This is a genomic window from Shimazuella sp. NTD247 (assembly GCF_059510415.1).
Genome location: NZ_JCAJZU010000002.1, coordinates 332,853 through 354,771 on the forward strand (window position 1 = coordinate 332,853; position 21,919 = coordinate 354,771).

The following is a 21,919-nucleotide window of genomic DNA, read 5'->3' on the forward strand; positions in this document are numbered from 1 at the left end:
TTTTCATCTGCTGCACATTTATTTTCCATTTTTTTAAGTGATTTTATATAGACTTTTGTTTACTCCTTGTATAAAACGAGACGCTTTCCCTATTGAAAATAAGTATAGCTCATGCATCGCACGCGTACATACTGTATAAAACAATCTTCGCTCTTCCTCTCGAAAATAAACACGATCTGATGCATCAAAAACGAGAACCGCATCAAATTCGATACCTTTTGCTAAATAAGAAGGAATCACTACTACTCCTGTTTTGAAGGTGCTGTTTCCATTTTTGACCAGTTTGATATCAAGTTTATCTTTTAGTAATTCATATGCCTTAATACTATCTTTTTTTGTTTTGGTAATAATTGCGATGGACTTATGCCTTTGTTCACAGTCTTTGACTTGCTTCGTTATCGTAGCAATTAATTTATTTTGATCTGACAATTTGTGTAAGACAGGAAGTTTTCCTGCCCTTTCAAATGGTTCAATCTGTTCTCCTTGTGGCAGCAGCTCTCTTGTAAATAAGATAATCGGTTTCGTAGAACGGTAACTTCGGTGGAAGATTACTTTTTTTGCTCGATCGGTATCAAACCAAGAAAGCAATGGTGTCAGCCCATCATTCGATTGATGTGCATGAATCGTTTGATTGATGTCACCCAATACCGTCCACTTGCTCTTAGGAAACAAATGACGGATAAACGAAAATTGAAACGGTGAATAATCTTGCGCTTCATCAATAAATACATGACGAATGGAGCGGTCACTCTCAAATCCTTCGATCGATTCTTTTAAGTATAGATAAGGCGTGGCATCTTCATATGGCATGATTGATTTATCCAATTTCTGTTTGGTTTGTTTGCAGATAAGCTGCCAGTTTTTTGGAAGATCGCAGCCTTGACTATTCGCTTGAAAAAGCTGTTTGTACAATCCCTTTATATCTATGAACGCCAAACGATCAATAAACTGATAGATTGGGCGAAATGCGCGTTTTATTACTACAGCAGCAAGCATCTCATATTCACGTTGATGATCATCAAAAGTATCATCTGCAAACCTTTTTTGTTTTTGTAATTTATTATGAATCTTGTTATAGATGTGTTCATCGAGCAAATCAACTTCTTTTTCTACCCACTCTTCTTGTTTTTGTTCTTCTTCCAATGCCTTTAATTGGTTGTGCAGCCATTGCTGGATAACTTCTAACCGATTGGTGATAGACAAATTAGAATCTAATGTATAAAACTGTTCTCTTACTTCGGATTTTGCAATTAATACTCTACCACGAAATAATATATCACGAAATAAAAAACCGCTTTGTTTCAGAGTGGCTAAATAATCTTGCATCATTTTTAAAAAAGTGAGGGAAGATTTAAATCGTATTCCTTCCATTCTTGCAATATAATTCGGGGAGTCATTTGCATCCAAAGCATACTCCAACTGTTGAAATGGATCTTCCACTCGAAACTGTCTGCCGAGATGTCGATCCAAAAAGTTCTGAAAGGTGGACTGTTGCATATTTTCTTCCCCAAGTTCAGGAAGTACCGTTGCAACATAGCTATTAAACATAGCATTAGGTGAAAATAATACGATTTGATCTGCTTGCAAAGTATCGCGAAATCGATACAAAAGATATGCCATCCGTTGCATCGCAGAGGATGTTTTTCCACTTCCAGCTGCCCCTTGCACCACTAATAAATGACTTTTATCATCTCGTATAATCGCATTTTGTTCTTTTTGAATAGTGGACACAATGTTTTTAAGATTTGGATCTGCTTGCTGCCCTAACACTTCTTTTAGCATCTCATCACCAATAGTCACACTTGTATCAAACAAACTTTTTATCTGGCCCTTGCGAATTAGAAATTGCCGTTTGATCATCATCTGGCCATGGACCATACCATTTGGTGTTTCAAAAGATGCACTTCCAGGCGATGCATCATAATAAAGACTGGAAATCGGAGCTCGCCAATCATAGATTAAAAATTCGTTTGTATCTTCGTCATAGTATGAGCCCAGTCCCAAATAAATTGTTTCTATCTCTTCTTCTCCCTCTTCTTGAAAATCAACACGTCCAAAATAAGGTGAGTTCAAGAGTTTTTGCAGCAAGACTACCCGTTGATCTGTATGGTGATGAATTCGCTCTTTTTCTGACAGCACTTCTGCTTGTTGACGAATACTTGCTGCTGTTTCTATTGCATCATCTTCATTCTCAAGGTTAACTGTTACATCATCCCAAAAACCTTTGCGAATTTGCACAATATCTGATTTTAATTTATCGGTATCCCCTGTTAATTGTTTTAATGTTTGTTTTACTTTTTGAATGACAAGTTCCACTCGATTTTGCTCTTTGTTCCAGTCATCTTTAGAAATGCTCATTTATAAGTCTCCTTATTTCAGCTTGTAATTAATGATTGACAAAAAACATTTGATTTGATAAAATGATAATGGATAATATTGACCAATTACTTATATTATTTGTCATTCGTATATCTATACTAGTACGAATTACGTTCTTTTGCAAATAAAAAATAAGAACTTGTCTATTTTTTGTTAGACAAGTTCTTTCCTTTTTTTCATTGTTCTTTTACTACTCCTGTCACATACTTCTTTGTTACTAGCACCTTAGCGTATTCACTTGCCTCCTCGATATTTTCAAAAAGAAATTCTTCTTCTAAGCTTTGGTATAGTTTGGTTGTTTTTAACAATTCCATCGGTTGGGCTTGTAAACCAGCGAGAATAAATTTGACATTATTTTGTCTGCATCTTCGAATGATGGAACTCAAAACCGCCTCTGCTGTAATATCCATGTATGGCACCTGTTCCATCGATAAAATAAGATAATCTTTAGGTAAATCCTTTGCTAATAATGTACCTAATTGTTTTGCAGTTCCAAAGAAAATAGGACCTTTTAATGTATATACATGTGTTAACTCATCTTCTTGCAGTTCTACATTTCCTTTGCGAACCACAAATTCTTTGCTCATTCGTGAAACAAAGAACAATATAGACAAACCCAAACCAACCATAACTCCGATAGCAATATCCGTTAAAAGAATACCGAGAAAAGTTGCACATAAAACGATAGAATCACTTGTTTTTGAACGCAAAACAAATTTAAACTGCTTTCGTTCACTCATATTCCAAGCAACAAGCATTAGAATAGGAGCCATACTCGCTAAAGGGATATGTACTGTCAAAGGAGAAAGAAAAAGCAAAACGAGCAAGACAAACAAACTATGAATTACTCCAGAAATTGGAGATGTTGCTCCATTTCTAATATTGGTTGCTGTCCTCGCAATAGCACCAGCTGCGGGAATACCTCCGAATAAAGGAGTAACAATATTAGCGATTCCTTGACCGATCAATTCTCGATTGCTATGATGTTTTTTTCCTGACATCTCATCAGAAACTACTGCTGAAAGAAGAGATTCAATTGCTCCGAGCAATGCAATCGACAAAGCTGGAAAAAATAATACTTTTATTTTGGCCCACGTGACCTCTGGAAATTGAAAAGAAGGTAAACTGGAAGGTACTCCACCAAAGGCACTTCCGATGGTTTGAACGTGTTCTGGATAAAACACAGCAGCAATCAAACTAGATACAATCAACCCTACTAGTGGCGCAGGGACTTGAGGAACATATCTCTGTATAAGAAGAATAACCGCTAAACAAATAAGCGCAGTTGCTACACTTGCAAAACTAACAGTATGTAATTGTACCAAAATCTGCTTTAACTTAAATAATAAGTGACCATCTTTGATATTCTCCATACCTAAGAAAGTATGAATTTGACTCGAAAAAATAATAACCGCAATCCCAGCAGTGAACCCGATAACAACCGGTTTTGGAATGTAGTGGATCACTGCTCCTAAACGAAACACTCCCATGAGAATTAAAAACATGCCAGCCATAAAACCAACAAGAAGAAGGTTCTCATAGCCGTATACTACTACCACTCCTAATAATACAGGAACAAAAGTAGCTGTTGGACCTCCGATTTGAAAAAAAGATCCACCAAATAATGAAATGAGAAAACCTGCAATAATCGTGGAGTATATCCCATACTCTGGCTGTACTCCAGATGCGATAGCAATTGCCATTGCCAACGGCAATGCTACAATTCCCACCACAATTCCAGCGAGAATATCATCGCGAAGACGTAACCAAGAATACTTAGAAAAGCGATATATACGAGACATTCCTATCCCCTTTCCTATTAATTTTTTGAAGATGGGATCAATAGCAACTATTCCCACTTTGATCGCCATTTCCAATTTTAAAACAATTGTTGCATAGAATCAATTATTTAGTAAAGTACCAGAAAAATACTTTTCTTCACAAATGATGATTATTCTAACGAAAATTTTCCTTAGCTTTAGTGTCTATTTTTAACTCGCAACACGCTTAATAGAAAATACAAACCAAAAATTCATAAAGAAATTTTATCTATAGATGAATCCCGTAACTTTCCAAAGATACTTTTTATTTAAGGTATCATTTTTCCTAGCGGTCCATTTTCATCTACGATGTCTTGAATAGCATATACGGAAATCGGAAAATAAGGAAAGCCATATGCATATGGAATAAGTTCATATAGTTGAAAATAAATAATCAAAGATTTATCAGCGATATAAAAATCTTGATTTGGTCTGATGCTATGGAATGGCTCGATTAGCGGCATATTTCTTATTCGTATTTGCTCTTCAACGATTTTGGAAATTCTCTTTACATAATCACTATTTGGTTTAAATAACTCCTTCAATGTATACTTTTTTCCTGTTGTAATATCGAAGGTAAGGGAACGGATCACAGTGGTACCATGTGCACCGCCAGTAAAAGAATATACATTTAATGTTAAACTTAGTATATTCCGTTCATTTGTTTTCATTTCATAATAGCCAATCATCTCTTGCAGATCGGTTTGATCGACTCCCCTCTCCCGAAGCAAATATTCCAAGGAAGTTTGAATATCTTTGTTTATGTTTTGCTCCACTTTGGGATTATGTAATCCGTAAATGACAGGATAATATACATGTACTTGTTTCTTAGGAGAATATAACTTTGTCTGAATCGATACTGGAAAATTCACCATAAACTTCTCCTCCAAAAATTCATTTATTACAATCTATGGCATTTCAGCAGTTTGCATGATAAATACAAAGATAACAGTATCTACTATGTTCCATTCAGAAATAAGCTCAAAAAAAGGAAAATCAAAATCATATAATCCAAAAAACCTTTTGTTTTTCCTATTACTGTTGTAATTTAGATATATCGACGCAATTTTATTTGCAAATGGGGGAATTTTTTTGAGTGGTCAGTTAGATTCAATCATCAATTTTTTGATGTATTTAGGTGTTTCATTACCAATCTTAATCGTCGGAATCCTTGTATTTATTTATACTACTCCGTATCGCGAATATCGATTGATTCAAGAAGGTGCTGATACTTCCGATCCACACAAAAAAGATGCTGCAAAAGCAGCAGCACATGACCTGAGTGGAAAAATCATTGGATTATCTATTGTAGTTGCATCCGTTGTCCTCAGTTCGGGAAGTTTGATCGACTTGCTTATTTGGGGCGGCATTGGCATTCTATTTCAAGTTGTTATTTTTTACTTATTTGCTTGGCTCACACCTTTTCATGTCATTCAAGAAATACCAAAAGGAAACGTTGCGATTGGAATTTTCTCTTCTCGTATGAGCATCGTTTCCGGGCTTTTACTTGCAGCACTAGTTAGTTATTAACATTTACGATTTTCCGAGTACCATAAAATATCTTCATTATTCACTTCCCTTACACCAACATAATTTCATACAAATCGCCTCATAATATAATGAGGTGATTTGTTGTGGATAAATATTTATTACAGTTACTCTGGGAAGTACCGATAATTTTTATCGCTTTGTTACTTTTGACTCGATTTCAAGGAAAAAAAGCTATCTCTCATCTGACTTATTTTGATTACATTACAGGAATTGTAATTGGAGATATGGCTGCTGGAGCCTTAATTGATGAAACGATTCCATTAATACGATCCATATCAGCTCTTTTATTATTTGGTATTTTATCGATTCTCGCATCTATTTTAGGACTTAAGATAAGAAATGTGCGTCAGTTTGCCGAAGGTGAACCAGTTACGATAATCAAAAATGGAAAAATTTTAGAAAATAATGCAAGAAAAGTAAGATTGGATCTTGATAACTTACGGATGTTACTCCGTAAAAAAGATGTATTCTCTGTAGCGGATGTGGAATTTGCTCTTATGGAAACAGATGGTAGCCTATCCGTTTTGAAAAAAGCTGCAAAAGAATACGCGAATCGATCCGATTTAAAACTGAAATCCAAACAAGAAAAACCGGGAATCGAATTAATTATCGATGGTCAATTAGATGAAGAAAAGATAAAAGAAGCCAAACTAAGTAAAAAAGATGTGGAAAACATATTACGTCAACGGAAAATCAAATCCATTAGTGAAGTTAGTTATATGGAAATTACAGGAGACGGAAAAATATATATCGATCAATATCATGATCGACTTCATTAATAAGTATTTGAAACAGAACAAGTAACAACTGTTCTGCTGTGCAATTATTTGACCTTCACGCAGTTGAAGACATGGACTTGGGTAATTCTTGGTACTCCAAGGATTACCCAAGCTTAAACCATGAGCCCCCGTTCAACTCACTCTTTCATCCCACATTTAAGCCGTGCGCTTTCAGTCTGCAAAGTTCTGTGAAGGCAAGTATGGACAACTCGCTGACGGAGAACTTCTGCTTAAACATAATCTTTACCACGGTATCCCTCTTCGTATCTTCGACGACCTACATAAAACTATCTCAATATAATTAATTACAGCAAAACATCCTTGAAGCAGAATTTGCACTCAGCTCTGTTCCGTTCAGGATGCATTCCACGCAGTTGACTAGTTAATTTTTAATTCAACTATAGAATTAAGTTTAAACCGTGGGTTTTTTCGCTCGCAATGTTATAATTAATACATACTATTTTTTTGAAAAGAGTGGAACTGTCCATGAGTTGTCAAATGAGGCACTTAGTTAGAAAATTAAGCCATGCGCATTGATTAGTCAAATTAGTGAAACATTGAAGCCATATACGTTGGGACACAGCCAGTGGCAGGGCTTCATTATATTATAGAAGAAGATAAAAGAGACCGCTGCATCAAGCAAATCACTATGACAGAAGAGGGAAGAAAAAAATAGGAGACAATACCAGATCTCAAATCGTTTGCAAATTAAAAAATTGATACAAAATATTAATCCTGATGAGTTGACTCAAACATACCATAATTTAGCAAAATAATAGGAAGTGATCTTGTGGATGCAGAAACAAATAAGTTTCCTTGGAACGGATTTCATCACATCGCAATTGTGACACCTGATCTTGATACTACTGTTCATTTCTATCAAGATATTTTAGGAATGGAGATCGGTAAGATTTTCCCTGCTAAAGGAGGCAGAGGAAGACACGGTTTTATCAAACCTGGGATTAGTGATGGTCTTGGATTGCATTTCTTCGAAAATCCTCATGCAAAAATCACGTCATTTCCGGAAGGATCACTGAACTCACAATCTGTACACTCTAACCCATTTATAGAAGGGGTTTTGCAACATATTGCCTTCTCTCTTCCAGACGAGGAAAGTGCCTTAATACTACGGGAACGATTAATAAAATATCAGGTGCAAATGACAGAAATATACGAAGTTGATTCATTGAAAAGCATGACATTTATAGATAAAATAAACGGCATTATGCTCGAAGCCATTTGGCCTTTAAAAAATAATTAAAAAAAAGAGAAGCATATGTTTTATGAATATGTTCTCTTTTTTCATACCATATCTATTATGTATTAGTGCTCTGCTATTTGGACCGTCTCCAAACAAAAAACATAGATAAAGGCCACCATAAAACAACAAAAGTTGGGTACACAAACCAGATTTCATGTGGGGTATAGTAAAAATTAGCAAATAAAAATAACGAAATAATCAGTAGACTGCCCCACAATGAGAAGCTAAGGTTCACTTTAGACATATTCTTTTTTTTAGGCATCGATTTTTGCATTAATTCCTGTTTAATTTCATCCACATCACCAAATTCGATAATAGCTTTATTAATAGCATCCTCTTCTTCTTTTCCTTGCATCATTAAATCTTGCACTTTTTCTTCTAGATTTTCTAAAATTTCTAGTTTGATTGTTTCTATTTCTGTTGTATCTGGGATGTCTTTAAAGAGTTTGTCTACATGTTGCTTCAAGGTCTTCACTTACATTCCCTCCATAAACAAATCAATAATATCTTTTGTCTCCTGCCATTCTTTTGCTATCTCGTGTAAATAGGCTCTTCCTAGTGGTGTGATACGATAGTATTTTCGTTTGCTTCCATGCGTAATACTCCCGTAATACGATTCAATTAATTCTTTACGGTGTAAACGCTGAAAAACTGCATATAATGTTGCTTCTTTTATATGAAATCGATCATTTGTACGTTCGCTTATCTCTTTGGAAATCTCATAACCATATCGATCCTTCTCCGATATTAATCGTAAAATGATAGAGTCCAAATGTCCACGAATAATATCACTTCTAATTGGTTTCCCCTCCTATGAGTCATTGAACCACTATTTGAGCCTGTATGTTTTCTATTATAGTAACGAATAACAGAATAAAAAAGAAATGATTTGTCAGCCTTTTCACTTTTTCGCTTGGAGGAATTTTTTAATGTAACTAAAACTCATCAATTTTTTTCGATTTTCATCCCAAATTTTAAAACGAAGTGATTTAAAACTTGAAAAGAATGTCACAGGTGATACGTCTTGAAATAATTTGTTCTCTTGATGTGCTTTATCTAGATAATAATTCGGAACTCTGCTACTTAAATGATGAATATGATGAAAACCAATGTTTCCCGTAAACCATTGTAGAACTCTTGGTAATTTGTAAAATGAACTTCCTTGCAGAGCCGCATCTACATGATTCCAGTTTTCATCATTTTCAAAGTAAGCTCCTTCGAATTGGTGTTGCACATAAAACAACCAAACTCCAATTAGACCAGAAACAAGAAAAATAGGACCTTGTACTAACAAAAAAGTTTCCCAGCCAATTAACCAACAAAAAAAGGAGATTAGCGCAACAATAGCAATGTTCGTAAGATACGTATTATTTTTTTCCTTTTGTTTTGCACCTTTTCGGTTAAAGCGATATTCAATTAAAAATATATAGGTTGGTCCCAAACCAAACATAACAATCGGATTCCGATACAATCGATAAGCTAATCGTTTTAATTTCGGAAGAGCAAGATATTCTTCAACTGTAAGCGTCCAAATATCCCCAACTCCATGCTTGTCCAAGTTTCCGCTTGTTGCATGATGACGAGAATGACTATACTTCCATTGATCATACGGGCATAATGTCAAAATTCCAGTTATTGTTCCTACTATTCGATTCGCACGTCTGCTCGTGAAAAAAGAGCCATGACAACAATCATGAAATATAATAAATAACCTAACCAATAGACCTGCGGTGACAATTGCCAAAGGAAGAGTCAACCAATAGGAAATACTTAAACTAAAATAGGTCAAATACCATAATCCGATAAAAGGGATAAACGTGTTTATCAATTGCCAAATACTCCGTCTAGAATCGGGCTTTTCATAAGGTGCTATCATGTGTCGCCAGTTGTTTTTATCTTGATTATTACTCATCTGATTTCCTCCCAATTTTTATCTCTTCGAATTACATTTTCTCATTTGAAATTATTATCCACAGAAATATTTCTGTGCTCGAATTACTTTTTCTGATAGAGTAATTACCGTTTATATTACTCTATCAGATAGAATAAATCAATGGATTTTTCATGTATTAAAATACCTGTAAAATCAAGAAGGTGGATGAGGACGGCCGAAATTATTAGTATAGATAGAGTAATTTCACTTCCTTTTACTCTATTTCATAGAAGACATAAAAAATCCAATCTGCTTTTTGGGCTACTCTTGTATTTAAGATTAGTCGACTTAATAAATCCATTTTTTAATAGATAAAAATAGATGTACTAGGTTATCTCTTTAAAACTTCACTAGGAAAACTCCACTCATACTAAATCAATTCTTCAATCATTATTAAAAACGATCATTCGTATCGGAATTTGAAATTGTTCTATTAAACAGAGAATATTACACTTTTGATATAGAAATAAAACAAATGATTACCCATCAAGCAATTTTTGCTTTTACCGGATGCAGCATACTGCATGAGTCAATACCATCGAATCAGAAGCAATGAAAACCTCTATTTTGGAACAAAGGAATGATAAACCATGAAACCGATAGAAGTCTTACAAAATTATATGAATAACCTGCCTACACCTGAGCTTGCCCTAAATTATGTCCATGAAAATGCAGTATTTACCGCAGCTAAGGAATTTGGCAACCATCACTTTTATGGAAAATACCACGGAAAAGAAGGGGTCAGACGTTTATTAGCTAAGTTTCAAAAAGATCTCGATACGCAAGAATTTAAGATCTATAAAATCTTAGGTGATGATACAACTGCTTTTGCCTGGGGGAAATTTGTACATCGGATACGAACTACGAACCGTCTTTTTGAAAGTCCTTGGGCAGTAGTCGTAGAAATAGAAGAGGATAAAATCAAATTGTTTCAAGGATTCGAAGATACAGCTGGTTTAGAAGAATCATTTCACATCTAATTACACGAAAAAATATCATTTCGTTCGCACTGACGAAGTTTGAGAGCAACGATAACCTTCTCAACTCTTCGTCCAGTGCTAAAAATCGAATATAACTTAGGATTCAGAATTTATCCTTTTTGATTTTTCCAATAAAATACTCCAAAAATCACTTGATAGAAAACTATTCCCATTAAAATAACTAAAACAATTAAATTTGATACTTCTGTTGATAGAAAACCAAGAACAACAGTTAACAAACTTGCTAGAATGCTAGAAACAGCAATTTTGGAATAAATAACAGTTAAATTAGCATTGCTTTTAGAATCGACATAATTACTTACATATCCAATACAACCAATGCAAAACAACAGAACACTCACATTCACAACAAGAAACCAGTGTTCAAATAAATCCATACTGTGAATGTCAGCAATAACATACAAAATTCCCGTTCCTAATAAAGCAATGGATAAACATAGTGGCAAATGCATGTAGATCCAGATCATGGTATACCAGCTGCCACGGAATGGACGATACATGACTTGATCATAGTAGATCCACCATACTCCAAATGAAATCAACAATCCGATCATACTGCTATAGGCAACTGGAATGGTGATACTCTTAAAAATGGATGCCCCATGTATTACTGCTCCGACCATTTCACCTATTACTAACATAGTAAACAAGCCCGTTCGTTCAGGCAGATGAGAATGACTAATCGGAGGTAGTTGTTCCTGATCTTTCAATGTGAATACGGGTGTTAACATATCAATGATCATTCCGATAATCCAACAAACATAGCGTGAAGGCGAATCGATAAACAATGAAATAGCCCAAAAAGTTAGACCAAAACCAAATCCAATGGCATATTTCATTGCTATTTTTTTCATGAGTGTATGTTGATATCCAGCAGAAAGCCATAGATATATTAAGGTCAATCGCGCCATCATAAAAAATAATGTAAAAGGAATAGCTGTATGATTGGCTATATCTTGGGTTGAATAAGCCATACCAGCTAATGCAATGATTTTAAAGAAAGTAAAGATACGATGTCTTACATCATCCATCTCAAATCGTTCATTATAAATAGTAGAACTGTGCCAAATCAGCCAAACAGGAACAAAAATCAAAACAAATTCCCCTACAGAATGGAAAGTTAGATGATGTTCCAAGCTAGAAGAAATGCTTGCAAATATAGCTACAAAGACAAGGTCGTAAAATAATTCTAGCCATGTGGCTTTACGCTCATTTCCGTTGTTTTGTAATTTGGGTTTCCTCCACCATATGCCTGTATAGGAAAGCAGTCGATTTTTCACACTGTTTCCTCCTTTATGTGCAATTACATCAATCCATTTCATAACAGTAGATATTTTAGCACTTTTCAGCTATGAAGGTATTAAAAACCGCTAATTTCCTGCTATAAAATAAAACACATTCTATTTCAATGGAAACAGAATGTGTTAAAAAATCATTTTTTTATAGAAGCTACTTCTCCTTTTGTAAGCTGAATCAATTCATCTGGAGTCATGGTAAAAATAGTTTTTGGGTGACCTGCTGCCCATATTGTCTCATATTGCAACAAATCCTCATCAATCAAAATCTTAATCGAATTGATATGACCTATTGGAGAAACTCCACCGATTACAAAACCTGTTTGTTCTCTTACAAAGTCAGCATTTGCTTTAGCTAAATTACCATCGATAAATTTTTCTACTTTTTTTTCGTCAATCCGATTTATCCCACTTGCTACAACCAGTAGAGCTTCATTTGACGGCTCCATTTTAAAAATGATTGATTTTGCAATTTGCGCTACTGAACAACCAATAGCATCCGCCGCTGCCTGAGCGGTATGAGCACCATCTGGAAGTGTTACAATTTTATTCGTGTAACCGGACTTCTGCAATATTTGTTGCACTGCATATACTCGTTCATTCATCTATTTGACCTCTAATTCACTAATATTAAATTTTCCACAACAATACTATTGATTGCATTGATGTATGCTAATGCGCTTGCTTTCATAATATCGGTGTCAGTAGCTTTCGCTGTATAGCATTCTCCATTGTATTCTACTTGAATCTTCACTTTTCCTAGAGCTTCTTTCCCTCTAGTTACACTGCTGATGTGGTATTCAATCAATTTGATATCCATTTCACATACATTTGTTATTGCTGAGTAGAGAGCATCAATTGGTCCTGTTCCTACACTGCTACTTGTTAATACTTGCTCTCCCTTCGTCAATTGAACACTTGCAGATGGAAATGTAGTATTACTGATCACTTGCAAATCATCTAGTTCATAGAAATGAGCACTAAACTTTACTTCTTGTTTTTCTTCGTTTTCCCGGTAATAATTTTCCACGATAACATATAAATCATGATTGTATACTTCTTTTTTGGTGTCTGCCAGTTTTAGAAAACCTTCGAATATCCCTTCAAATTGTTTATCACTTAATTGTTGAAAACCTAGTTTTTCTAATGCATTTTTAACCGCATGGCGTCCAGAACGAGCAGTCAGTATTAATTCCATATCTTCTAGTCCAATATCTACAGGGCTAATAATTTCATAGGCATCTCTTGATTTTAACAATCCATCTTGATGAATACCGGAAGAATGAGCAAAAGCATTTCCCCCTGTAATCGCTTTGTTGACTTGTACGTCTAGCCCCATAAAATTGCTTACCAGTCTGGACGTATTCATAATTTCTCTTTTATTAATGTCAGTATAAGCATCATACACAGATTGGCGTGTTGCTATTGCCATCACCACTTCTTCCAGTGCTGCATTTCCAGCACGTTCGCCTATACCATTAATGGTACATTCTACTTTGTCTGCCCCATTTTTAATAGCAGCAAGTGTATTGGCTGTCGCCATGCCTAAATCATTATGGCAATGAACACTAAGCAATACTTTATCATTCAGATTCTTCAAGCGATCATTTAATTTAAAGATCAATTCACCAAACTCTTCCGGAACAGCATATCCTACAGTGTCTGGCACGTTAATAATAGTAGCTCCTGCGTTCACAACGGCCTCTATGGTAGACCATAAATACTCAAAATCGGAGCGCGAGGCATCTTCTGTCGAATATTGTACATCTGGCAGCAATGTTCTGGCATAACGTACTGCTTGTACACCTATGTCTAAAATTTGATCTTTGGATTTACCAAATTTCTTTTCCACATGGATATCTGATGTACCCAAAACTATGTGAATCAAGGGATTCGCAGCATATTTCACGCTGTTGTATACAGAATCGATATCGCTCTGCACAGCTCTAGCTAGAGCTGTGATCATCAAATTGTCTGTATTGCCTACTTTTGTAGCAATCTCCTTAACCGCTTGAAAATCTCCTGCTGAAGATGCTGGAAACCCTGCTTCGATGATGTCGACATTTAATTTTTTTAACTGATTAGCGACTTCTAGTTTTTCATATAAATTTAATTTCGCACCTGGAACTTGCTCTCCATCACGCAAAGTAGTATCAAAAACCCATATTTTTTTCGACATTTTGTAAGAACACTCCTTTTCTAATTAAAAAAGCCTCGTCTCTATACTGAAATAGAGACGAGGCTTTGCTCGCGGTACCACTCTAATTGATTAATCTCAAACATGATTAATCCACTCGTTTTCGATAGCCAACACTATCTATCTTTTTAACGGTAGAAAACCGACATCTCCTACTTTTATTGTTCAGAGAGTAGCTCATGGATGAGTTCGAAGGACAAAAGCTGCCAATTTCCACCTGCCATTGGCTCTCTAAAAGCTCATGTTTCCTTTTACTATTTCCAATCTTTGCATACTAGTTTATATGATTATCAGTTATTCTAATTTTTTTCACACAACTTGTCAATAACGAACTTGCCTGCCTTTTTATCAATTTTAAACTTTGTTCAAACATGCTGCAAACTCATTTGGAAAATGATGTACAAGATAAGAGAGCACAAATTTCTCATATCCTTTTATAAATAACAATCGCAATAAGGAAGTATTCCATTTTACAGTACTGGAGATAGAGACATTGTCACATTGGACTTTCTTCCATCGAGGGTTATTATTAATTTCATAAAAACAAAAATGACTTTTACGATTACTATCTTCGATGAACTCATATTCTACAAAAATAATTTCCGTTTTATCAGCGGATTGGATATGAATATACTCGCGGGGCATGATCGGTATCGACTGCTTAAGTATAATATCTTTATCTACTTTTAAACTGACGGAGTCACCATAATTTAACATCTTCCATCTGGATAATTCATAATCTGTTAAATCCGGTTTTAATGATATTCTACCTAGAAAAGTAGTTATAATTATTCTTTTCTTTTTTAAACGATAAGCAAAAATAATTTCATTATCAATTACACCTATTCTAGACGTATATAAATTAATTCGATCTATTTTCCAGAGTATTTGCGTAATTTTTGTTATTTCATCAACGGAGAGTATAGGTCCCACTCTTTCATTCCATCGACCCATTGCATGTTCTGTTAGTATGAGAATATAAGACTTGTCCAATTGTAATACATCTTGATCAGAAACAAGTCTCATTTGTAGTTGAAAGAAAAGCGAAGTTAGTTTGCTTTTTTGATAAATGGGATATTCCCAAAAAAGGTAGTTATACTCTTTTATTTGGTATGGTTTAGTCAATTTATACACGATGTAATCTTTTATTCCATCCAACTCTAATTTTTGTATCCATGTCAGATGAATTGGATGATGGAAAACAGGCATGGCAAAAGTAGAGTAAGTAGACTTTAACCATTTTTCTATTTTCAGTACTCTAGTATTTAAAAAAGGTACAAATCCATTATTTCTTTCCAGTTCAACTCGTTCCAACCACCACCGTCCTTCTGTTGTGTTTCTTTTAAAATGTTTACCAAAAATAAGAAATTGACCTAATGTATCCATTGCCTGTAAATATCCTTTTTGAGCGGAATAAACGATCCATTTTTCCCCATCATAGAGATCACTAACACTTTGCTGTGCTTCTAGCAGATTTTTTCCTAATAAATAAGATGCTTGTACATCTTCTTCCGCTATGGTTTGTAACCATTTCCTTCCTTCTTGCAAATTTTTCTTTATTGTTCTGCCCTCAAGTAACAATTTACCTAATATAAATATGGCATCTCTATATCCTGTTTTCGCTCCTTTCTCATACCAGTATTTTGCTTGTCTTGCATCTTTTCGTAATCCTTTTCCTAGTGAGAGGCGTTTTCCAAGTTCTAAAATTGCATCCTTATTTCCACGATTCGCTGCATATTCCAGCCATTTCCGCCCTTTTTGTATGTTTTTTTCTACTCCATTTCCATCCAGTAATCTTTTCCCAAGTTCCAAAGCAGCAACCATATTATCTAATCTCGCTGTTCTCTCCAGTATCTCTAGACCCGATCTCCGATTTTTTTGAATACCTTTTCCATCTAACCTCCGTTTTGCTAGTTCTAGCATTGCATTTTGAAAATTAGCATCTACTGCTTTTTCCAGCCATTTTTCTCCTTCCTTCGAATTTTTCGGAAGATCTCTTCCTTCTATCAAACGTATACCCAATTCCAACATTGCTTGGAGATAACCTGAATTTGCAGATTGAATCAACAATTTCTTTCCATGTAATTTTTCTTTTATTGTCCTATTCCCTATTATTAATCTTCTGCCATCTTCAAATTTTCTGTGAATTTCTCTCATTTGTGAAACATCTTCCAATGAATGAGAAGAATTGCAACCCCTCTGTTTATCAACAAATAATGTTTCTCTTTTTTCCATCCATTTTTGTAAAGCAAGGCGATTTTCCTCATTCAATCGATTTCCTAACTGATACATCTGCCTATCTTCTTTTTTTCTCACATTCGCATCTTCTCTATGTTGCTCTTGTACTTTCTCCGATTTCGTTATATTTATTTTTCCAAGAGTAGATTCTTGTTTTTGATTTTTCAACCATCGTTCTATTCTGCGACAAACAAATTGTGAAGAAGTAGTCTTTTTTGTTCTTTTCTCGTTTATTTTGTCTAGCCATTGCTGTCCAGTTATTGCATCTTTTTTTATTCCATCACCAGTTAACAATCGATTCCCTAAGGCAAAGATCATATCTTTGTTCCCTGTTTGTGCCCCTATCTTCAACCAACTAGCGCCCTTAATAGGATCTGCTTGCACACCTCTTCCTTCAAACCAAATTTTCGATAACAGAAACAGTGCATTTTGATAGCCTGCATGAGCCGAAATTTCTAACCATTTTATTCCTTCTAAAGCATTTGCTTTTCTATTTTTACCCTCTACCAAATCTTTTCCAATATCAAATAAAATTTGTGGATATATTTCTTTCTCCATAATTTCGAGTAACGATCGTATAGTTGGATATGTTGAATTCTTTGAGATACATAGCGGAATAGGATCATCAACAAAATAGTGGTAAGATAATTGCGTAAGTAATTTTTTTCGTTTTGATATATCCCTTCTCATTTCTATGTCAGAGATCAGACGAAGGAGTAATTGTACCCCATCTTGCTTGTTCACATTCATTTTCTCCGCCTCCATTACATATCCATAAAATTGTAAAAAAAAGAAATATTCTACTAATAATACTATTATACTAGCTTTCTTGTAGGGGAGAATCTTCTTTTAAACAAATAATTGACAGTTAGGAATGAAAAGAATGAACAATCCAATCATAAGTATGCAATGGATAAAAGATAATCTATACCAGCCCGATGTAATCATCGTTGACTGTAGATTTGATCTGAACAATCCACAAGCTGGGTATCAATCCTATATTCAAGGTTTTATTCCCGGTGCTATATACTTTAACCTCAAAAAAGACATGTCTGCGCCTGTCCAAAAACATGGCGGAAGACATCCCTTGCCCAAAATAACAGACTTTGTATCATTGTTAGAACACTCTGGCATCGACAATAATACACATGTTATTGCCTATGATGATCAAGATGGAGCAATGGCATCTCGATTGTGGTGGCTACTATCCTATATTGGACATTCCAATATTTCTGTAATGAATGGGAATTTCAAAGACTGGGAACAACTGGGTTACCCGATTGACACAGTTTTGAAGAAACGAAGACCAACTACATACACCCCACAGCTACGAGAATACATGATGGTCTCAATGGAAGAAGTAAAACGAAAAATAGGAAAAGCAGATACAATTATCATTGACTCTCGGGAGAAAAAAAGATATTTAGGGGAATCCGAACCCATCGATGCCATCGCTGGTCATATCCCTAGTGCCCAAAACTTCTTCTGGAAAAACACAAAAAATGAAAAGGGAGAATATAAAACGTCTGATCAATTAGAAGAGCACTTCAATGATATACCTTCTGAGAAAGAAATTATTGTGTATTGTGGATCAGGAGTAACAGCAACCCCCAATGTTCTTGCACTTCAAGTTGCTGGTTATTCCAATGTCAAATTATATGCGGGAAGTTGGAGCGATTGGATTTCTTATTCAGATAACCCGATCGCAGGTGGAGAAAATTCCTAAACTCTATCTATTGGGAATTCTTCGACGAGGAGTTCCCAACCTTTTTTGCAACCGTTGTGGTCTGGAAATGTCTCCATTAAATTAGCTGTAGCATTTGGAACATTCACATCTTTTAAATTTTAATGCTTCACTTCTTTATTTCGGGAAGCAACAACAAGAACAAAGTTTCTTTTTTTTGTATTTCAATATAGAAATCCATACAAAAAAACTCCCCATAAAGGAGTTAATTTGGTGATCAATGAGGAGATAAATCTTCAACCTCCTAGTCATTTAGACAGGTTCCTTCTTGCTTTAAATGCCCTGAACGTTTAATTTTAGTCTGAAGGTAGTTTTTGTTAAACTCCGAAATATCTCCCCATAATGGCTTGCGTTCTATCACATTTAAGCCCGCTTTTTTCAATGCTTCCAACTTTTTTGGATTATTTGTCATGAGTGTCACTGGCTTAGCTCTCAAAGTTTTAAGTACTAGAATTGCGTCACCATAGTTTCTGGAATCATCCACAAAACCTAAACCTTCATTTGCATCAACCGTATCATATCCATTTTCTTGCAAGATATAGGCCATCGCTTTACTAAACAATCCAATTCCTCTTCCTTCATGATTTGCTAAATAAAACAATGCACCTGCTCCATGTTCCACAATCATTTTCATGGACTGTTTCAATTGATACCCACAATCGCATCGCTTACTTCCGAATATATCACCAGTATGGCAAATGGAATGCATTCGAATAATGACATCTTCTCCGTTTAAAAAATCACCATATGTTAAAACGCTAGATTGTTGTAATTCAGCTAAATTAATATCTGATAATTTCTCAATAATTCTCTCATAGTTTTCTGTCACCTCTTCACAGTTCAACCAACAATACCATTGAAAAACAACCGTTTCCCCATACAAATTAACTGGCAGTCGAATAGGTCCAACTAAATAAATGGCACCTTTGTCCGTCCTAATTAACTGAATTTTATCCTCTAGGATGGAAAGAACATTTGGATCAATCTTTGTTTGTTTCATAAATCTTACTCCTTGTTTAACATAAGTCTAATTTTAATAGTCTCTACTAGCTTTATAAGATTAGCACAAGTTATTCTATATTTCGTTTCATAAAGAGTGTCTTGTATTCATATACAGAATGAATTTTTTAACGAATAAATAGTATCATAAATCTTTCTTAAAAACGAACCAATAATTTCATATTAAAATCTATATAGAAAAAGATGCAACCTTAGTAAGATGCACCTCTTTACAAATCTAAATTCATTTTAGATTTACCATATTGACCTTCTAGCTAACATTGTACTTCCGATAAATGTTGTTCGAACATATCAATAATTTCAAGAAATCTTTCCGCTTCTCGAAAAACATGATCGGCAAGCAAAGGATGGATAATACTTTTGATCTTACACTGTTCGATTAAATCACGTGCAGTTTTCTTAAAGTCCCTCAGAGATTTTACAGAAACTCGGTTTTGATCAAGAAATTGTCCAAGTAATGGAACCGTTTGAGATTGAGGGCGCATCGATTCCAGATCTTTTGCTTGATATAGTAATTGATCAAAATCGTGACTGAAGTTTCTAGCCGTATCTCCTAGTTTTCGTTCTGAGGGATCTAATAAATGACCAATGAACTTCGCATGATCTGCCATAATACGCAAGAAGAACACATTTTCATCAATAATAGCATCTTGCAATGGTGCAAGATTACCTTTATTCAGTTCCTTTAAACGCCTTCGAAAATAATTTGCTTCCCTGCTAGTATGATCAATTAATAATGGAAAATTATTTTGGCCTGGAAGTTTACAGCAAATAACCAGACCTAATACTTTTCTTTTAAATGCCCAAATACCAGTAGCAGAAACGATAACTTTTTCGTTAAATCTTTTTATCTGTTTGGGATCAGTATCCAACGAAAATGCATGGGCTCTATTTTCTATGTCTTCAAAAACAGCGTAGTAAAAATCCGCTTCTTGGATTAGTTTTGTATCTTCACATCGGAAGCCTAATTTGAGAAACAGGGAATGCTCTTTCATAATACGAGCCCAAAAACGAATTTCGTCTAAAGAGCGAGCTACAAAAAGATCAGACATCGGCTTAACACCATCCTCATAGTACTTTTCTGTATGTAGTTACTTATAGGAAATAAAAAGCAATTATCTCTTCATTTTTATGAAAAGAGAAAACAGAAAAGAATAGATAAAGAATTAACTCTTTGTTCGCATGCATATATATGTACAAAAATTTATTTTCAGAGGTGAAAAAATGGCAAGAATCAATAAAAATGATTTTGTTTCTGGATTTGTAGCTTGTAGCCCATCACAATCATGGTTCTGTTGATTATACATCTGTTGAAAATGGACATGTGCATCAATGTTTAGATGTAACTTCTCCACCAATTCCAACACAAGACGGAAGTCATATTCATTACACAGAAGGTTATTTGACACTCCCACGGCTAAAACCGTGGGATTCTTGGGTAGTTCACGCACGCAGTCCATTTCTGTTTTGTACAACTCCCAAGTTCAGGGGTGTGCCATCACCCCATCCCATGCAGTTATGATGTACCTCCATGGGCGGCGTACCTGTTACCAGTACGCTAGGCTGCTAAACCGGATATCGCTTTAGCGATATTGATCGCGCCATTGAGATCTGCATGACTACGATAGCCACATTCCTTACAACAAAAATGAAGTCCCTTTCGATTTGCTTTATAGCGATGACCATTTTTGCATGTTTGGCTGGTATATTCCGGATTTACCAATTCAAATCGAATTCCAGCCATCTCGGATTTGTAGCGAATGTATTCTCGTAGTTGATAAAAGGACCATGAATGAAGATTGCGACCTGGATCCGTGCGTTTCGATTTTGCTGTATTGCGAATGCCCCTCAAATCTTCCATCCGTATCACGCCAACACCGTTGGCAATGGCACGGTCGACGATTCGACGACTGATCCAATGATTTTGTTCTCGCATCCAGCGTGATTCTTTGTTTTTCGATCGCTTGATTGCGTTTCGTTTCTTCGCTTTTCCACACTTGCGTCTTCTTGCTGTATGTCGTCTACGTTTATATGCAACCGAAGAACCTTTGAAAAACAGCGAATAGGTTCCCACACTTGCGACAGCAAGATAGCGCAGTCCTATGTCGATTCCCATGACACCTTCATTTGATGAGGTTTCCTCTTCCCATGTGATCGCAATAGCGAGAAACCATTTCTTTTTCTTGCAATATAGCTTCGCCGCTCCTTGTTTTACCGTTCCATTGATCAGTTTGTCCAGCCATTTTCGTTGAAAGGCTTGCACCACTATGGGTACACCGATTCGTTTTTCCAGCGTTGGGAAAGAGACTGTGTCGTATTTGTTTCCCTTTTCTACCTTCATGTTTTGATTGTTAAAAACACACCATATTTTACGAAACCTTTTTGCTTTCTGATTTTTCTTTTGCGACTTTACTTCCCGGATCGTTTGATTCACGATCGCAGATGGGAATTTTTCCTGCGAAAACTCGCGGAAAATTTTTCTTGTTGCTGTGTTTCCCTCTGGGTGCTGCAGCAGCCAATTTGCAAAATCCGTATTCCGTTCTGTCATTTGCTTGTACATCTGCTGTTTTGCTTCCGTTGGTTTATGTAGTTCTAGTCGCAGTGTGATCGTTGGCATGTGTTCCCCCCTTTTCTTTTGTGCTTCTACCTAGTGATTGAATGTCTCCCTCGATACACTTCCTATGGTATAAGTTTATTCAAA

The 21,919-nt window shown here is 35.4% G+C and carries 18 protein-coding genes, 1 pseudogene and 1 other annotated feature; of the genes and pseudogenes, 6 read left to right on the forward strand and 13 right to left on the reverse strand.

Annotated features, from left to right (window positions below; all coding sequences use genetic code 11):
• Positions 1–33 precede the first annotated feature (33 nt).
• The 3 genes from helD to AC5WOC_RS06135 form a co-directional block, all read right to left on the reverse strand.
• The gene (helD, locus tag AC5WOC_RS06125; protein ID WP_496054517.1) at positions 34–2,358 is read right to left on the reverse strand and encodes an RNA polymerase recycling motor HelD; all 2,325 of its coding nucleotides are present in this window, start codon (positions 2,356–2,358) and stop codon (positions 34–36) included.
• Positions 2,359–2,555: 197 nt separating this feature from the next.
• Positions 2,556–4,181 (reverse strand): SulP family inorganic anion transporter, encoded by a 1,626-nt coding sequence (locus tag AC5WOC_RS06130; RefSeq protein WP_496054518.1) that lies wholly within the window; start codon positions 4,179–4,181, stop codon positions 2,556–2,558.
• Between the two features lie 287 nt (positions 4,182–4,468).
• Positions 4,469–5,074 (reverse strand): DUF3298 and DUF4163 domain-containing protein, encoded by a 606-nt coding sequence (locus AC5WOC_RS06135; RefSeq protein WP_496054519.1) that lies wholly within the window; start codon positions 5,072–5,074, stop codon positions 4,469–4,471.
• Positions 5,075–5,291: 217 nt separating this feature from the next.
• Here AC5WOC_RS06135 and AC5WOC_RS06140 point away from each other — a divergent pair, with 217 nt between their 5' ends.
• From AC5WOC_RS06140 to AC5WOC_RS06150, 3 genes are all read left to right on the forward strand, one after another.
• Positions 5,292–5,729 carry a DUF350 domain-containing protein gene (locus tag AC5WOC_RS06140; RefSeq protein WP_496054520.1) on the forward strand — a complete coding sequence of 146 codons (438 nt, stop codon included), beginning with the start codon at positions 5,292–5,294 and terminating at the stop codon, positions 5,727–5,729.
• Positions 5,730–5,833: 104 nt separating this feature from the next.
• Positions 5,834–6,529 carry a YetF domain-containing protein gene (locus AC5WOC_RS06145; RefSeq protein WP_496054521.1) on the forward strand — a complete coding sequence of 232 codons (696 nt, stop codon included), beginning with the start codon at positions 5,834–5,836 and terminating at the stop codon, positions 6,527–6,529.
• A 790-nt stretch (positions 6,530–7,319) separates the two neighbouring features.
• Positions 7,320–7,790: a VOC family protein gene (locus AC5WOC_RS06150; RefSeq protein ID WP_496054522.1), complete on the forward strand. Its 471-nt coding sequence runs from the start codon at positions 7,320–7,322 to the stop codon at positions 7,788–7,790.
• Between the two features lie 73 nt (positions 7,791–7,863).
• Here the strand turns inward: AC5WOC_RS06150 and AC5WOC_RS06155 are convergent, their stop codons facing one another.
• From AC5WOC_RS06155 to desA, 3 genes are all read right to left on the reverse strand, one after another.
• Positions 7,864–8,265 (reverse strand): permease prefix domain 1-containing protein, encoded by a 402-nt coding sequence (locus AC5WOC_RS06155; protein WP_496054523.1) that lies wholly within the window; start codon positions 8,263–8,265, stop codon positions 7,864–7,866.
• Positions 8,266–8,562 (reverse strand): PadR family transcriptional regulator, encoded by a 297-nt coding sequence (locus tag AC5WOC_RS06160; protein WP_496054524.1) that lies wholly within the window; start codon positions 8,560–8,562, stop codon positions 8,266–8,268.
• A 129-nt stretch (positions 8,563–8,691) separates the two neighbouring features.
• Positions 8,692–9,702 (reverse strand): Delta(5) desaturase DesA, encoded by a 1,011-nt coding sequence (desA, locus tag AC5WOC_RS06165; RefSeq protein ID WP_496054525.1) that lies wholly within the window; start codon positions 9,700–9,702, stop codon positions 8,692–8,694.
• A 611-nt stretch (positions 9,703–10,313) separates the two neighbouring features.
• Between desA and AC5WOC_RS06170 the strand changes: the two genes are divergently transcribed.
• On the forward strand, positions 10,314–10,703 hold the full coding sequence (locus AC5WOC_RS06170; RefSeq protein ID WP_496054526.1) for a nuclear transport factor 2 family protein: 390 nt from the start codon (positions 10,314–10,316) through the stop codon (positions 10,701–10,703).
• Between the two features lie 110 nt (positions 10,704–10,813).
• Here AC5WOC_RS06170 and AC5WOC_RS06175 read toward each other — a convergent pair whose 3' ends face one another.
• The 4 genes from AC5WOC_RS06175 to AC5WOC_RS06190 all read right to left on the reverse strand — a co-directional run bounded on the left by AC5WOC_RS06175 (position 10,814) and on the right by AC5WOC_RS06190 (position 17,204).
• A complete protein-coding gene (locus tag AC5WOC_RS06175) occupies positions 10,814–12,004 on the reverse strand; it encodes a low temperature requirement protein A (protein WP_496054527.1) in 1,191 nt (396 codons plus the stop codon).
• A gap of 152 nt (positions 12,005–12,156) precedes the next feature.
• Positions 12,157–12,624 (reverse strand): YbaK/EbsC family protein, encoded by a 468-nt coding sequence (locus AC5WOC_RS06180; RefSeq protein WP_496054528.1) that lies wholly within the window; start codon positions 12,622–12,624, stop codon positions 12,157–12,159.
• A gap of 11 nt (positions 12,625–12,635) precedes the next feature.
• Entirely contained in the window at positions 12,636–14,198 is a 1,563-nt protein-coding gene (locus AC5WOC_RS06185; protein WP_496054529.1) for a 2-isopropylmalate synthase, read from the reverse strand.
• A 50-nt stretch (positions 14,199–14,248) separates the two neighbouring features.
• Positions 14,249–14,493 (reverse strand) — a binding site (T-box leader).
• Between the two features lie 77 nt (positions 14,494–14,570).
• A complete protein-coding gene (locus AC5WOC_RS06190; RefSeq protein ID WP_496054530.1) occupies positions 14,571–17,204 on the reverse strand; it encodes a tetratricopeptide repeat protein in 2,634 nt (877 codons plus the stop codon).
• Positions 17,205–17,337: 133 nt separating this feature from the next.
• Here AC5WOC_RS06190 and AC5WOC_RS06195 point away from each other — a divergent pair, with 133 nt between their 5' ends.
• Positions 17,338–18,180, forward strand: coding sequence for a sulfurtransferase (locus AC5WOC_RS06195; RefSeq protein ID WP_496054531.1), 843 nt, complete (start codon positions 17,338–17,340; stop codon positions 18,178–18,180).
• Positions 18,181–18,442: 262 nt separating this feature from the next.
• Here the strand turns inward: AC5WOC_RS06195 and AC5WOC_RS06200 are convergent, their stop codons facing one another.
• Positions 18,443–19,198 (reverse strand): GTP cyclohydrolase II, encoded by a 756-nt coding sequence (locus AC5WOC_RS06200; protein WP_496054532.1) that lies wholly within the window; start codon positions 19,196–19,198, stop codon positions 18,443–18,445.
• Between the two features lie 274 nt (positions 19,199–19,472).
• Positions 19,473–20,270, reverse strand: coding sequence for a DUF2935 domain-containing protein (locus AC5WOC_RS06205; RefSeq protein ID WP_496054533.1), 798 nt, complete (start codon positions 20,268–20,270; stop codon positions 19,473–19,475).
• Positions 20,271–20,442: 172 nt separating this feature from the next.
• On the opposite strand from AC5WOC_RS06205, the pseudogene AC5WOC_RS06210 reads away from it, so the two are divergent.
• Positions 20,443–20,623: pseudogene (locus tag AC5WOC_RS06210) on the forward strand (YmaF family protein); the annotation flags it as partial.
• Between the two features lie 153 nt (positions 20,624–20,776).
• Here the strand turns inward: AC5WOC_RS06210 and AC5WOC_RS06215 are convergent.
• The gene (locus tag AC5WOC_RS06215; protein WP_496054534.1) at positions 20,777–21,835 is read right to left on the reverse strand and encodes an RNA-guided endonuclease TnpB family protein; all 1,059 of its coding nucleotides are present in this window, start codon (positions 21,833–21,835) and stop codon (positions 20,777–20,779) included.
• Positions 21,836–21,919: the final 84 nt, after the last annotated feature.